Consider the following 13,886-nt stretch of genomic DNA (forward strand, 5'->3'; position numbering starts at 1 on the left):
CATGACCGACCTGTCCGCCGAATTCAAGGCGCTCGCCAGCTACCGCCCCACCCACAAGGTGCGCTTCGTCACGGCCGCATCGCTGTTCGACGGGCACGACGCAGCGATCAACATCATGCGGCGCATCCTGCAGTCCATGGGCACGGAGGTGATCCACCTGGGGCACAACCGCAGCGTCGACGAGGTGGTCACGGCCGCCTTGCAGGAGGACGTGCAGGGCATCGCCATCAGCTCCTACCAGGGCGGCCACCTGGAGTACTTCAAGTACATGGTCGACCTGCTGCGCGAGCGCGGCGGCGAGCACATCCAGGTGTTCGGCGGCGGCGGCGGCGTGATCGTGCCCTCCGAGATCCGCGAGCTGCAGGACTACGGCGTGGCGCGCATCTACAGCCCCGAGGACGGCCAGAAGATGGGCCTGGCCGGGATGATCGGCGAGATGGTGATGCGCTGCGACCGCGACCTGTCGCCGTACGCGCCGAAGTCGCTGGACGCGATCCAGGGCCACACCGAACTCGGCTGGCGCGCGCTCGCGCAACTCGTCACCGCCCTGGAGGGCGGCAGCGCCGACGCGAAGCTGGTGCAGGACCTGCGCACGGCCGCCGGCCAGCGCCGCGTGCCCGTCCTGGGCATCACGGGCACCGGTGGCGCCGGCAAGTCCTCGCTCACCGACGAACTGGTGCGCCGGCTGCGCCTGGACCAGGACGACAGCCTGCGCGTGGCGATCGTCTCGATCGACCCCTCGCGACGCAAGAGCGGCGGCGCCCTGCTCGGCGACCGCATCCGCATGAACGCGATCGGCCCCTGGAAGCAAGGGCCGCGCGTGTACATGCGCTCGCTCGCCACGCGCGACTTCGGCAGCGAGATCAGCGCCGCGCTCGGCGACACGGTCGCCGCGTGCAAGGCCGCCGGCTTCGACCTCGTCATCGTCGAGACCAGCGGCATCGGCCAGGGCGATGCGGCCATCGTGCCGCACGTGGACATCCCGCTGTACGTGATGACGCCGGAGTTCGGCGCGGCCAGCCAGCTGGAAAAGATCGACATGCTGGACTTCGCCGAGTTCGTGGCGATCAACAAGTTCGACCGCAAGGGCGCGGCCGACGCGCTGCGCGACGTCGCCAAGCAGGTGCAGCGCAACCGCGAGGCGTTCGGCAAGCGGCCGGAGGAGATGCCGGTGTTCGGCACCATGGCGGCGCGCTTCAACGACGACGGCGTGACGGCGCTGTACCAGGCGCTGAAGCCGCGCCTGCAGGAGCTCGGCCTGCCCCTGCGCGAGGGCCGCCTGCCGCAGGTCTCCGTGCGCCACAGCACCAACCAGGCGCCGGTCGTGCCGCCCGGCCGGACTCGCTATCTCGCCGACATCGCCGACACCGTGCGCGGCTACAAGAAGCGCGTGCGCGAACAGGTGCGGCTCGCCCGCGAGATCCAGCAACTGAAGGAAGCCGCGCGCATGCTCAAGCTGGAGAAGCCCGGGCGCGCGCCTGCGGCGGAAGCCACGCTGGACCTGGCGGCACAGCGGCTCGCGCGCATGGACAAGGACGCCCTGCACCTGCTGAAGCAGTGGCCCGACATGCAGAAGGCCTACGCCGGCGACGAGTACGTGGTGAAGATCCGCGACCGCGAGATCCGCACCGCGCTCACCTACACCTCGCTGTCGGGCACCGTGGTGCGCAAGGTGTCGCTGCCCCAGTACGAGGACCACGGCGAGATCCTGAAGTGGCTGATGCTGGAGAACGTGCCCGGCAGCTTCCCCTACACCGCCGGCGTGTTCGCCTTCAAGCGCGAGAACGAGGACCCCACGCGCATGTTCGCGGGCGAAGGCGACGCGTTCCGTACCAACAAGCGCTTCAAGCTGCTGTCCGCCGGCATGCCGGCCAAGCGCCTGTCCACCGCCTTCGACTCGGTCACGCTGTACGGCAACGATCCCGATCCGCGCCCGGACATCTACGGCAAGGTGGGCAACTCCGGCGTGTCCATCGCGACCCTGGACGACATGAAGGTGCTGTACTCGGGCTTCGACCTGTGCGATCCCGCGACCTCGGTGTCGATGACCATCAACGGCCCGGCGCCGACGATCCTGGCGATGTTCATGAACACCGCCATCGATCAGAAGCTTGCCAAGTTCAAGGCCGACAACGGCCGCGAGCCCACCGGCACCGAGGCGGCCAAGATCCGCGAATGGGTGCTCGCCAACGTGCGTGGCACCGTGCAGGCCGACATCCTGAAGGAAGACCAGGGCCAGAACACCTGCATCTTCTCCACCGAGTTCTCGCTGAAGGTGATGGGCGACATCGCCGAGTACTTCGTGCACCACGACGTGCGGAACTTCTACTCGGTGTCGATCTCGGGCTACCACATCGCCGAGGCTGGCGCCAACCCGATCTCGCAGCTCGCCTTCACGCTGTCCAACGGCTTCACCTTCGTCGAGGCGTATCTCGCCCGCGGGATGCACGTCGACGACTTCGCGCCCAATCTGTCCTTCTTCTTCTCCAACGGCATGGACCCGGAGTACACGGTGCTGGGCCGCGTGGCGCGCCGCATCTGGGCGGTCGCGATGAAGGAACGCTACGGCGCCAACGAGCGCAGCCAGAAGCTCAAGTACCACGTCCAGACCTCGGGCCGCTCGCTGCACGCGCAGGAGATCCAGTTCAACGACATCCGCACCACGCTGCAGGCGCTGATCGCGATCTACGACAACTGCAACTCGCTGCACACCAACGCCTTCGACGAGGCGATCACCACGCCCACGGAGGATTCCGTGCGGCGCGCGATGGCGATCCAGCTGATCATCAACCGCGAGTGGGGCCTGGCGAAGAACGAGAACCCGAACCAGGGCGCGTTCGTCATCGACGAACTCACCGAGCTGGTGGAGGAGGCGGTGCTGGCGGAGTTCGAGCGCATCGCCGAACGCGGCGGCGTGCTGGGCGCGATGGAGACCGGCTACCAGCGCGGTCGCATCCAGGACGAGAGCATGCACTACGAGATGCTGAAGCACACGGGCGAGCTGCCCATCGTGGGCGTCAACACCTTCCGCAATCCCCACGGCGACGCCGTGCTGGAGAAGCTGGAGCTCGCGCGCTCCACCGAAGAAGAGAAGCAGGGCCAGCTGGCGCGCCTGCGCGACTTCCACGCCCGCAACGCAGCCGAGGCGCCGGCGCTGCTGCAGCGCCTGCAGGAGGCTGTCATCGCCAATCGCAACGTGTTCGAAGTCCTGATGGACGCCGTGCGCGTGTGTTCCCTGGGGCAGATCACCAATGCCCTGTTCGAAGTCGGCGGCCAGTACCGCCGCAACATGTAATCCCACTGGACCTCTCATGACTCGCGATATCTTCGTCGTCGGTGCCGCGCGCACCGCGATCGGCACTTTCGGCGGCGGCCTCAAGGACGTGCCGCTCACCCAGCTCGCCACCACCGCCGTGAAGGAAGCGCTGCGCCGCTCTGGCGCCGACGCCAACACCGTCGGCCACGTCGTGATGGGCAACGTGATCCCCACCGACGTGCGCGACGCCTACCTTTCGCGCGTGGCCGCGATCGAAGCCGGCCTGCCGCTGGAGACGCCGGCGTTCAACGTCAACCGCCTGTGCGGCTCCGGCCTGCAGGCGGTCGTCTCCGCGGCGCAGGTGCTGATGCTCGGCGACGCCGAGATCGCGATCGGCGCCGGCGCCGAGTCCATGAGCCGCGGCCCCTACTTCATGCAGGGCGCGCGCTGGGGCGGCCGCATGGGCGACCTCGCGGCCACGGACTACATGCTGGGCATCCTGCACGACCCGTTCCACCGCATCCACATGGGCATCACCGCGGAGAACGTGGCGAAGCGCGACGGCATCACGCGCGAGATGCAGGACGCGCTGGCCGTCGAAAGCCACCGGCGCGCCGCCCGCGCCGTCGCCGAAGGCCGCTTCAAGGAGCAGATCGTCCCGGTGGAGGTCGCCACGCGCAAGGGCACCGTGCTGTTCGACACCGACGAACACGTGCGCGCCGACACCACCATCGAGCAGCTCGCCAAGATGAAGCCGGCCTTCGACAAGGAAGGCAGCGTCACGGCCGGGAATGCCTCGGGCCTCAACGACGGGGCGGCGGCCCTGGTGCTGGCCAGCGGCGACGCCGTGCGCAAGCACGGCCTCAAGCCGATGGCGCGGCTGGTCGCCTACGCGCACGCGGGCGTCGACCCGAAGATCATGGGCCTGGGCCCCGTGCCGGCGACGCGCCTGGCGCTGCAGCGCGCCGGCCTCAAGGCCACCGACCTGGACGTGATCGAATCCAACGAAGCCTTCGCCGCCCAGGCCTGCGCCGTCACGCGCGCGCTGGAGCTGGACCCTGCGAAGGTGAACCCCAACGGCTCCGGCATTTCGCTGGGCCATCCCGTCGGCGCCACGGGCGCGATCATCGCCACCAAGGCGGTCTACGAACTTCAGCGCACCGGCGGCCGCTACGCCCTGGTGACCATGTGCATCGGCGGCGGCCAGGGCATCGCCGCGATCTTCGAGCGAGCCTGAACATGAACAGCATCCGCAAGATCGGCGTCATCGGCGCCGGCACCATGGGCAACGGCATCGCGCAGGCGTGCGCGGTCGTCGGCCTGCCCGTCACCATGATCGACATCAGCGACGAGGCCGTGCAGCGCGGCGTGAAGACGCTCTCCGGCAGCCTCGACCGGCTGGTGAAGAAGGAGAAGCTCACCGAGGACGCGAAAGCGAAGGCGCTCGCGCTGGTGAAGGGCAGCACGCAGTACGCCGACCTGCGCGACTGCGACCTGGTCATCGAAGCCGCCACCGAGAACATCGAGCTGAAGCTGCGCATCCTGCGCCAGGTCGAGGACATCGTGCGCGACGATGCCGTCGTCGCCAGCAACACGTCCTCCATCTCCATCACGCAGCTCGCCGCCGTGATGAAGCATCCCGGCCGCTTCATCGGCATGCACTTCTTCAACCCGGTGCCGGTGATGGCGCTGGTGGAGTTGATCCGCGGGCTGCAGACCGACGACGCCGCGCACGCGGTGTGCGCGGAATTCGCGAAGGCGATCGGCAAGACGCCGGTGACCGTGCGCAACAGCCCCGGCTTCGTCGTCAATCGCATCCTCTGCCCCATGATCAACGAGGCGGTGTTCGTACTGCAGGAGGGCCTGGCGACCGCCGAGGACATCGACGCGGGCATGCGCCTGGGCTGCAACCATCCCATCGGCCCGCTGGCGCTGGCGGACCTCATCGGGCTCGACATCATGCTCGCCGTGATGAAGGTGTTCTACGACGGCTTCAAGGATCCCAAGTACCGTCCTGCGCCGCTGCTGCAGGAAATGGTGGACGCGGGCCGGCTGGGGCGCAAGACGGGCCGCGGCTTCTACAGCTACGCCTGACACGCAGCTTGCGCGATGTTGCTTTCGCCGTACTGCGGCGTTGCGGCGCGCAAACACGACCGATGGAGGAGAGGTCCTGCGCTCTTGCGCAGGCATACTCAGGACGTGCCCGCCTTGCTGAATTACACCCACGGCCCGAGCTTCGCCGTCGTCGAGATCACCGCCCTTGCCTTCGTGGAGAACGCCATACCGGCGCTGGTCGAAATGGCCCATCGCACCCGCGAACGAGGCGACCGGCGCCTGCTGATCAACCTCATGGACGTGGTGGGCACCTTCGGCATCGAGCAGCAACGCGAGATCGGGCTGCTGGCGCACCAATACCTGTCGCACCTGGAGCGCGTCGCCTCGCTGGTGCCGCCGGACAAGATCACGCACGCCAGCGAACTCGCAGCGCAGTCCAAGGGCCTGCAGCTGCGCGTCTTCACGGAACTCGGCGCCGCGATCGAGTGGCTGGTGGCGTGAACCCGGCCTGGTTCGCCTAGCCGGCGCGCGCGCTGCGCACCGCGGCGGCGAGCTCGCGGAGCACGTCCTGCGTCTGCTCCCAGCCCAGGCAGCCGTCGGTGATGGAGACGCCCGGTTGCAAGGGCTTGCCGGGCTCGAGGTCCTGCCGGCCGCCGTGCAGGTGGCTCTCCACCATCACCCCGAGGATGCGGCGCTCGCCGCCCGCGATCTGGCGCGCGAGTTCGCGGGCCACTTCGGGCTGCTTGCGGTAGTCCTTGCCCGAGTTGGCGTGCGAGCAGTCCACCATGACGCGCCCGCTGCCGCCGCCCTTGCGCGCGAGCGCGCAGGCGGCCTCGATGTCCGCCGGCGCATAGTTGGGCCCGCGCGAGCCGCCACGCAGGATGATGTGGCAGTCGGCGTTGCCCTCGGTCTCGAAGACGGCGGCCACGCCCATCTTGGTCATGCCCATGAAGGCATGCGGCGCCCGGCAGGCCTGCAGCGCGTCGGCGGCCATCTGCACGCTGCCGTCCGTGCCGTTCTTGAACCCGATCGCGCAACTCAGGCCGGACGCCAGCTGGCGATGGCTCGGGCTCTCGGTCGTGCGCGCGCCGATCGCGCCCCAGCTGATCAGGTCCGAGATGTACTGCGGGCTCAGCAGGTCCAGGAACTCGGTGCCTGCGGGCAAGCCGAGCTGGGCGATCTCCAGCAGCAACTGGCGCGCGAGGCGCAGGCCCTCGTTGATGCGGAAGCTGCCGTCCAGGCGCGGGTCGTTGATGTAGCCCTTCCAGCCCACGGTCGTGCGCGGCTTCTCGAAGTACACGCGCATCACCAGCAGCAGGTCCTCGCGCAGTTCGTCGGCCAGGCCGCGCAGGCGCCGCGCGTACTCCATCGCCTGCGCGTGGTCGTGGATCGAGCAGGGCCCCACCACGACCAGCAGCCGCGGGTCCGTCCCGTGCACGGCGGCGGCCACTTCGGTGCGGCTGCGCTCGATGAAGGCCTGCACGGCCTCGTCGGCCGGCAGTTCGTATTGCAGCAGCGCGGGCGAGATCAGCGGGCGCACGTCGCGGATGCGGACGTCGTCCAGCCGCGTGGCCTGCGGCATTTCCTCGGCGCCCTCGGGGCGCGGTGCGTCGATGGGGTTCATGCGAAAGTTCTCCGGCAGCCTGCACTATATTGGCTGCCATGGCCTTCCTCTCCCTCGAGCTTGCCGGCACGTCCACCCGCATCGAATATGCATGGGTCGGCAAAGCCGATGCGGCCGCGCCCACGCTCGTCTTCCTGCACGAAGGCCTGGGCTCGGTGGCGATGTGGCGCGACTTCCCCGCGCGCCTGTGCGATGCCGCCGGCGTGCGGGGCCTCGTGTATTCGCGCCCCGGCTACGGCCAGTCCACGCCGCGGCCCGCCGATGAACACTGGCAGCCGGACTTCATGCACAAGCAGGCGCGCCACGTGCTGCCCGCCGTGCTGCGCGCGCTGGAGGTGAAGCGGCCCTGGCTGTTCGGCCACAGCGACGGCGGAACGATCGCGCTGCTCTACGCGGCCGCGTTCCCGCAGGCGCTGCGCGGCGCGATCGTGCTGGCGCCGCACATCTTCGTGGAGGAGATCTCCGTCACCAGCATCCGGCAGGCACGCGAGGCCTACCGCACGACCGACCTGCGGCAGAAGCTGGCGCGCTACCACGCGGATCCCGATTCCGCGTTCTGGGGCTGGAACGACGCCTGGCTGTCGCCCGTGTTTCGCGACTGGTCGATCGCGCAGGAGATCCGCGCGATCACCTGTCCGCTGCTGGCCATCCAGGGCGTCGACGACGAATACGGAACGCTGGAGCAGGTGCGCGGCATCGCACGCGCGGTGCCGCAGACGCGCCTGCTGGAGCTGCCGCACTGCGGCCACTCGCCGCACAAGGACCAGCCCGACGCCGTGATCGCCGCGGCGACGCTGTTCGTCGCCGCGGGCGGCCAGTCCGTCAGCTCCGGGGGCAGCGGTACAGCTTGAGCGTGCGGCCCGGCAGCAGCGTCTTGTCGCCGGCCGGACGCGTCTCGCTCGCGTCGTCGTCGCTCGTGTCCAGCAGCAGTTCCCAGTGCGTGCACCCCTGCAGCTCGGGCAGCGTGAACTCCAGGTCCTCGTGCGAGGCCGAGAGCATCAGCAGCAGGTGGTCGTCCTCCAGCCGCCGACCCTGGCGATCGGTTTCCTTCAGGCCGTTGCCCGCCAGGAACATCGCCAGCGACTGGGTGTGCGGGTTCTGCCAGTCCTCGTCGGCCATCAGCTGGCCGTCATGCCGGTACCACATCACGTCCTGGATGTCGGTGCCGCGGATGGGCCGGCCGGAGAAGAACTTCTGCCGGTGCAGCGCGGGATGGCGCTTGCGGATGCGGATCAGCCGCTCGGTGAAGGCGAGCAGCGCGCGGTCCATGCCGGCCCAGTCGTGCCAGCTGATCTCGTTGTCCTGGCAATAGGCATTGTTGTTGCCCTGCTGCGTGCGCCCGCATTCGTCGCCGCCCAGCAGCATGGGCGTGCCCTGGCTCAGCAGCAGCGTGGCGAGGAAGTTGCGCTGCTGGCGGGCGCGCAGCCGGTTCACCTCCTCGTTGTCGGTGGGCCCTTCCGCGCCGCAGTTCCAGGAACGGTTGTCGTTGTGGCCGTCCTGGTTGTTTTCCTTGTTGGCTTCGTTGTGCTTGTCGTTGTAGCTCACCGTGTCGCGCAGCGTGAAGCCGTCGTGCGCGGTGATGAAGTTGATCGACGCCGAGGGTTTGCGGCCGTCGCCCTGGTACAGGTCGCTCGAGCCGGTGAGGCGGTAGCCCAGGTCGCTCGCCAGGCCGCCCTCGCCCTTCCAGAAAGCGCGGATCGAGTCGCGGTAGATGCCGTTCCACTCGGCCCACTTCACCGGGAAGTTGCCGACCTGGTAGCCGCCCTCGCCCACGTCCCACGGCTCGGCGATCAGCTTCACGTTGGACAGCACCGGGTCCTGGTGGATGATGGTGAAGAAGCCCGAGAGCTGGTCGACCTCGTGCAGCCCGCGCGCCAGCGTGCTCGCCAGGTCGAAGCGGAAGCCGTCCACGTGCATGGCGAGCACCCAGTAGCGCAGCGAATCCATGATCAGCTGCAGCGTCTGCGGATGCCGCACGTTGAGCGTGTTGCCGGTGCCCGTGTAGTCGAAGTAGAAGCGCGGGTTGTCCGGCACCAGCCGGTAGTAGGTCGGGTTGTCGATGCCCTTGAAGCTGAGCGTCGGCCCCATGTGGTTGCCCTCGGCGGTGTGGTTGTAGACCACGTCCAGGATCACCTCCAGCCCCGCGGCGTGCAGCGACTTCACCATCTCCTTGAACTCGCGCACGGCGCCCACCGGGTCGCCGCGTCGGTACGCCGCGCTGTAGCGCAGGTCGGGCGCGAAGAAGTTGAGCGTGGAGTAGCCCCAGTAGTTCGTCAGGCCCTTGTCCAGCAGGAAGGGATCGTCCAGGTGCGCATGCACCGGCATCAGCTCCACCGCCGTGACGCCGAGTCGCTTGAGGTAGTTGACCGTGGCGGGGTGCCCGAGCCCGGCGTAGGTGCCGCGCAATTCCTCGGGAACGTCGGGGTGCAGCATGGTCAGCCCCTTGACGTGCGCCTCGTACAGCACGGTCTCGTGCAGCGGCGTGTTGGGCCAGCGGTCACCCTCCCAGTCGAACGCGTTGTCCACCACCACGCCGAGCGGGACGCCACGCTGCTCCTGCTCCTGCATGGCATGGTCCTCGCGCTCGTCGCCGGTGACGTAGCCGAACAGGCCGCGCCCGAAGTCCTCCACGCTGTCCAGCGCGCGTGCGTACGGGTCCAGCAGCACGACGTTCGGGTTGAAACGCAGGCCGCGATCGGGGTCGTACGGCCCGTGCACGCGGAAGCCGTAGCGCTGTCCCGGCGCCAGGCCCGGCAGGTAGCCGTGCCAGATGAACGCCGTCTGCTCGCGCAGCGCGACGCGGGTCTCCTGCCCGTGCTCGTCGAACAGGCAGACCTCCACGCGCGTGGCGTTCTCGGAGAACAGCGCGAAGTTCACGCCTTCGCCGTCCCAGGTGGCGCCCAGGGGATAGGGCTCGCCGGGGTGCACGAGGACCTGCGCGATGGCGGCGCGGTCGGGAATGCCTTGCATGGTGGTGTTCATCCGAGGAATGGAGGGCCGGCGAGCCGGCAGCCCGGGGCGATGCCGCGCTCGCGGAACCAGCCCTGGTTCACTTCGAGGACGAAGCGCACGGGGTCACCGGAGGACTCGCCCTCGAGGTCGTGCGGTTCGAGGTCGGCGATCTTCAGGATCGTGCCGTCGTCCTCGAGGAAGGCGATGGACAGCGGCAGCGGCGTGTCCTTCATCCAGAAGCTCTGGACTTCGCACGTGTCGCACATGAAGAGCATGCCTTCGTCCGGCGCGAGCTCGCGCCGGTGCATGAGGCCGACGGCGCGCTCCTCGTCGCTGCGGGCGACGTGCACGACGATCTGGTGTTCACCGGCGGTGAGCTGGACGCGGGGCAGGTTCATCGCGCACGATGCTCGCGCGAATCGCTGGGCCAGGCCGTAGGACGGCGCCAACGCCGGATGACTGCGGGCGCCGTCGTTGTAGGATAGTCCGTGACCTCTCCTGCAGTTGCCTCCGCCGCATCCACCCAGGCCGACAACAGCGCCACGCGTGCCGCCGTGGTGTTGCTGGCCATCGCCGGGTTCTTCAGCGGCGCCGCCCTGCGCATCTGCGACGGCCTGCTGCCGCGACTCGCCGCCGACTTCTCCGTGACGCCGGGCGTCGCGGGTCGCGTGGTGCTCACGTTCGCGATCGCCTACGGGATTTCGCAACTGCTGTTCGGGCCGCTGGGCGACCGCTACGGCAAGGCGCGCGTCATGTGCGCGTCGCTGTTCGCCTGCGCGGCGAGCTCGCTGGCCTGCACGCTCGCGCCGGATTTCGACGCGCTGGTGCGGCTGCGCGTGTTGTGGGGCATCACGGCGGCGGGCGTCATCCCGCTGGCCATCGCCTGGATCGGCGATGCGGTGCACTACGAGCAGCGCCAGGCGACGCTGGCGCGCCTGCTGATGGGGACGCTGTCGGGCATGACGGCCGGCCAGCTCGGTGGCGGGCTGTTCGCCGACTCGGCGCTGGGCTGGCGCGGAGCCTTCGGCACGCTGAGTGCGGGCTATGTCGTGGTCGGCACGCTGCTGTTCGTGCGGCTGCGGCACATCCCGGCCGCGCCGCCGGTGCGCGGAGGCGGCCGCTTCGGTTTTGCCGGCCAGCTCGCGGCCGTGCTCGCCATTCCCTGGGCGCGCGTGGTGATCGCCTGCGTGTTCGCCGAGGGCGTGTTCCTGCTGGGCCCGCTCGCCTTCCTGCCGACGTACCTGCACCAGCGCTTCGGCCTCGCGCTCTCCACCGCGGCCGGGATGATCGCCATGTACGCCCTGGGCGGCCTGGTGTATGCGCTGGTGGCACGCCACGTGGTGCGCCGGCTGGGCGAGCGCCGCATGGTGCTGGCCGGCGGCATCGTCATGGGCCTCGGCTTTCTTTCCTTCCTTGTCTCGCCCGTCGCGTGGATCGCGGCGCCGACGGCGTTGGCCGTGGGCTTCGGCACCTACCTGCTGCACAACACACTGCAGACCAACGCGACCCAGATGGCGCCCGCCACCCGCGGCACCGCCATGGCCCTGTTCGCCTTCTGCTTCTTCAACGGCCAGGCGATCGGCGTCACGCTGGCCGGCTACGCTTTCGACCATGGCGGCCCCACGCCGCTGCTGCTCGTCCCCGCACTCGCCCTGCCGCTGCTGGGCGCCTGCTTCTCGTACGCACTGCACCGCCGCGCGCGCACGCCGGCTTGAGCCACGGAGATCTCCATGCAAGCTGCCTTCTACACCCGCACCGGCCCCGCCGCGGAGGTGCTGCAGTTCGGCGAACAGCCGACGCCGCAGCCCGGTCCGGGCGAAGTGCGGATTCGCCTGCACACCTCGGGCGTGAACCCGTCCGACTACAAGACGCGCCGCGGCGGCCCCGGCCGGCCGCCGCTCGCGTGGCCGCTGATCATCCCGCACAGCGACGGGGCGGGCGTGATCGATGCAGTGGGCCCGGGCGTGCCGGCGTCGCGCATCGGCGAACGCGTGTGGACCTGGAACGCGCAGTGGAACCGTCCGTTCGGCACCGCGGCGCAGTACATCGCCCTGCCCTCCGCGCAGGCCGTGCGCATGCCCGATGCGCTGGGCGACGCCGAAGGCGCTTGCCTGGGCATTCCCGCCTTCACCGCGCTGCAGGCGGTGCGCCGGGCCGAACTCCAGCCGGGCCAGGTGGTGCTGGTGTCCGGCGGCGCCGGCTCGGTCGGGCACTACGCGATCCAGCTGGCCAAGCGCGCGGGCGCCACCGTGCTCACGACCGTCAGCACGGATGCGAAAGCCGAGCATGCCTTGCGCGCCGGCGCCGACCACGTGATCCGCTACCGCAGCGAGAACGTCGGCGAGCGCGTGCATGCGTTCAGCGGCGGCCGCGGCGCCGATGCCGTGATCGAGATGGACCTCACGGCCAATGCGCATCTCTATCCCGCGTGCCTGCGGCCCGGCGCCACGATCGTGGTCTACGGCATGGGCGCGGCGGAGTCCACGCTGCCCGGCATGTGGCTGATGCGCAGCCGCGCGCGCATCCTGTTCGAATTCATCTACGAGATCCCCGCCGAGGACCGCGCCGCCGGGCTGCGCGAATTCGACACGCTGCTGGGCGCGAACGCGCTGCAACACACCGTCGGCCTGCGCCTGCCGCTCTCCGAGATCGCGCGCGCCCACGAGATCGTGGAGCAAGGCAGCGTGATGGGCAACGTGGTGCTGGACATTCCCTAGGAGCGAGACCATGGACCTGCAGTTGCACGGCAAGCACGTGCTGATCACCGGGGGCAGCCGCGGCATCGGGCTGGCTTGCGCCCGCGAGTTCCTGAACGAGGGCTGCCGCGTGAGCATCGTCGGCCGCGACGCCCAGCGCATGGAGCAGGCGCGCGCCACGCTCGGGACAGCCGTGGCCGGCTTCTGCGCCGACCTGCGCGACGCGCAGGACGCGCTGCGAGCCATCGAGGCGGCGGAACAGGCGCACGGCCCCATCGACATCCTGGTCAACTCCGCCGGCGCGGCGCGCCGCACGCCTTATGCGGAGCTAGCCCCGCAGGCCTGGCGCGATGCGATGGATTCGAAGTTCTTCACCACGATCAACGTGCTGGACCCCGTGGTGCGGCGCATGGGCGCGCGGGGCGCCGGCAGCGTGGTCAACGTGATCGGGATGGGCGGCAAGGTCGCCACGCCCACGCACCTGCCCGGCGGCTCCGCCAACGCGGCGCTGATGCTGGCGAGCGCGGGCCTGGCGGCCGCCTGGGGCGCGCACGGTGTGCGCGTGAACGCAGTGAACCCGACGCTCACGCTGACCGACCGGCTCGCCGAGGGCTTCGCCGCCGATGCGCGCCTGCGCGGCAGCTCGGTGGAGGAAGTGCGGCGCGCCGCGGAGGCCAGGATGCCGCTGGGCCGGCTCGCGCAACCCGAGGAGATCGCCGCGGCCGTGCTGTTCCTGGCGTCGCCCAAGGCTTCCTACATCTCGGGCGCGATCCTGTCGCTGGATGGCGCTGCGACGCCGATGGTGGTTTAGCGGTCCTGCGCGACGCTAGTGCAGGTACGCCGGTCCCTCGCCTATGAGCTGGTCGAGCGTCGCCAGCAGCGCGTCGGGATCGACGGGGGCGACCATGTACGCATTGCCGCCGACCTCCATGCCCTGCTCCCGGGACATCTCGCTCACGTACATCGCGGACACGTAGATCACGGGCAGTGCGGCCGTGCTTGGACGCGACCGCAGCAGCCGGCAGACCTCGAAGCCCAGGAGGTCGGGCAGGTGCACGTCGAGGACGACTGCGGAGACGAACTCCACCAGTTCGAGCGCCTGCGCGCCCGCCGCGGCCTCCAGCACGTGGAAGCCGCCCGCGCTGAGGTTGCGCGCGGTCGCGTACCGGGCGGACGCGTTGTCGTCCACCACCAGGACACTGTGTCGCGATCGATCGATCATGGCGCGTCCAGGGGTCAGAAGTGGGTTGCAGAGTGTAGACCCGTCGACCTCGACCGTAAACCCCCTCGGGGCTGGCCGGCG

Annotated in this window: 12 protein-coding genes; 8 read left to right on the forward strand and 4 right to left on the reverse strand. The window is 69.7% G+C overall.

Annotated elements, in window-relative coordinates:
• Position 1: 1 nt before the first annotated feature.
• From icmF to JJB11_RS12905, 4 genes are all read left to right on the forward strand, one after another.
• Positions 2–3,295 (forward strand): fused isobutyryl-CoA mutase/GTPase IcmF, encoded by a 3,294-nt coding sequence (gene icmF / locus JJB11_RS12890; protein ID WP_201171487.1) that lies wholly within the window; start codon positions 2–4, stop codon positions 3,293–3,295.
• 16 nt (positions 3,296–3,311) lie between these two features.
• Positions 3,312–4,493, forward strand: coding sequence for an acetyl-CoA C-acyltransferase family protein (locus tag JJB11_RS12895; RefSeq protein WP_242528936.1), 1,182 nt, complete (start codon positions 3,312–3,314; stop codon positions 4,491–4,493).
• A 2-nt stretch (positions 4,494–4,495) separates the two neighbouring features.
• Entirely contained in the window at positions 4,496–5,350 is an 855-nt protein-coding gene (locus JJB11_RS12900; protein ID WP_201171490.1) for a 3-hydroxybutyryl-CoA dehydrogenase, read from the forward strand.
• Between the two features lie 105 nt (positions 5,351–5,455).
• Positions 5,456–5,812, forward strand: a complete 357-nt coding sequence (locus JJB11_RS12905) for an STAS/SEC14 domain-containing protein (RefSeq protein ID WP_201171501.1) — start codon at positions 5,456–5,458, stop codon at positions 5,810–5,812.
• A 16-nt stretch (positions 5,813–5,828) separates the two neighbouring features.
• On the opposite strand, the gene JJB11_RS12910 is transcribed toward JJB11_RS12905, so the two are convergent.
• Positions 5,829–6,935 carry a 3-deoxy-7-phosphoheptulonate synthase gene (locus tag JJB11_RS12910; RefSeq protein ID WP_201171509.1) on the reverse strand — a complete coding sequence of 369 codons (1,107 nt, stop codon included), beginning with the start codon at positions 6,933–6,935 and terminating at the stop codon, positions 5,829–5,831.
• 38 nt (positions 6,936–6,973) lie between these two features.
• Here JJB11_RS12910 and JJB11_RS12915 point away from each other — a divergent pair, with 38 nt between their 5' ends.
• Positions 6,974–7,786, forward strand: coding sequence for an alpha/beta fold hydrolase (locus JJB11_RS12915; protein WP_201171511.1), 813 nt, complete (start codon positions 6,974–6,976; stop codon positions 7,784–7,786).
• On the opposite strand, the gene glgX is transcribed toward JJB11_RS12915, so the two are convergent.
• Positions 7,758–9,917 (reverse strand): glycogen debranching protein GlgX, encoded by a 2,160-nt coding sequence (glgX, locus tag JJB11_RS12920; protein ID WP_201171513.1) that lies wholly within the window; start codon positions 9,915–9,917, stop codon positions 7,758–7,760. The genes JJB11_RS12915 and glgX overlap by 29 nt on opposite strands.
• Positions 9,914–10,285: a DUF192 domain-containing protein gene (locus JJB11_RS12925; RefSeq protein ID WP_201171516.1), complete on the reverse strand. Its 372-nt coding sequence runs from the start codon at positions 10,283–10,285 to the stop codon at positions 9,914–9,916. Before JJB11_RS12925 ends, glgX begins: the two co-directional genes overlap by 4 nt.
• Before the next feature lie 90 nt (positions 10,286–10,375).
• Here JJB11_RS12925 and JJB11_RS12930 point away from each other — a divergent pair, with 90 nt between their 5' ends.
• From JJB11_RS12930 to JJB11_RS12940, 3 genes are read left to right on the forward strand one after another with little or no spacing between them, the layout of a single operon-like run.
• On the forward strand, positions 10,376–11,602 hold the full coding sequence (locus tag JJB11_RS12930; protein ID WP_201964798.1) for an MFS transporter: 1,227 nt from the start codon (positions 10,376–10,378) through the stop codon (positions 11,600–11,602).
• A 15-nt stretch (positions 11,603–11,617) separates the two neighbouring features.
• Positions 11,618–12,604, forward strand: coding sequence for an NADPH:quinone reductase (locus JJB11_RS12935; RefSeq protein WP_201171519.1), 987 nt, complete (start codon positions 11,618–11,620; stop codon positions 12,602–12,604).
• Between the two features lie 10 nt (positions 12,605–12,614).
• Positions 12,615–13,394 carry an SDR family oxidoreductase gene (locus JJB11_RS12940; RefSeq protein WP_201171522.1) on the forward strand — a complete coding sequence of 260 codons (780 nt, stop codon included), beginning with the start codon at positions 12,615–12,617 and terminating at the stop codon, positions 13,392–13,394.
• A 15-nt stretch (positions 13,395–13,409) separates the two neighbouring features.
• Here JJB11_RS12940 and JJB11_RS12945 read toward each other — a convergent pair whose 3' ends face one another.
• Positions 13,410–13,805, reverse strand: coding sequence for a response regulator transcription factor (locus JJB11_RS12945; protein ID WP_201171525.1), 396 nt, complete (start codon positions 13,803–13,805; stop codon positions 13,410–13,412).
• Positions 13,806–13,886 lie beyond the last annotated feature (81 nt).

This window comes from Ramlibacter ginsenosidimutans (genome assembly GCF_016654015.1).
GTDB lineage: Bacteria > Pseudomonadota > Gammaproteobacteria > Burkholderiales > Burkholderiaceae_C > Ramlibacter > Ramlibacter ginsenosidimutans.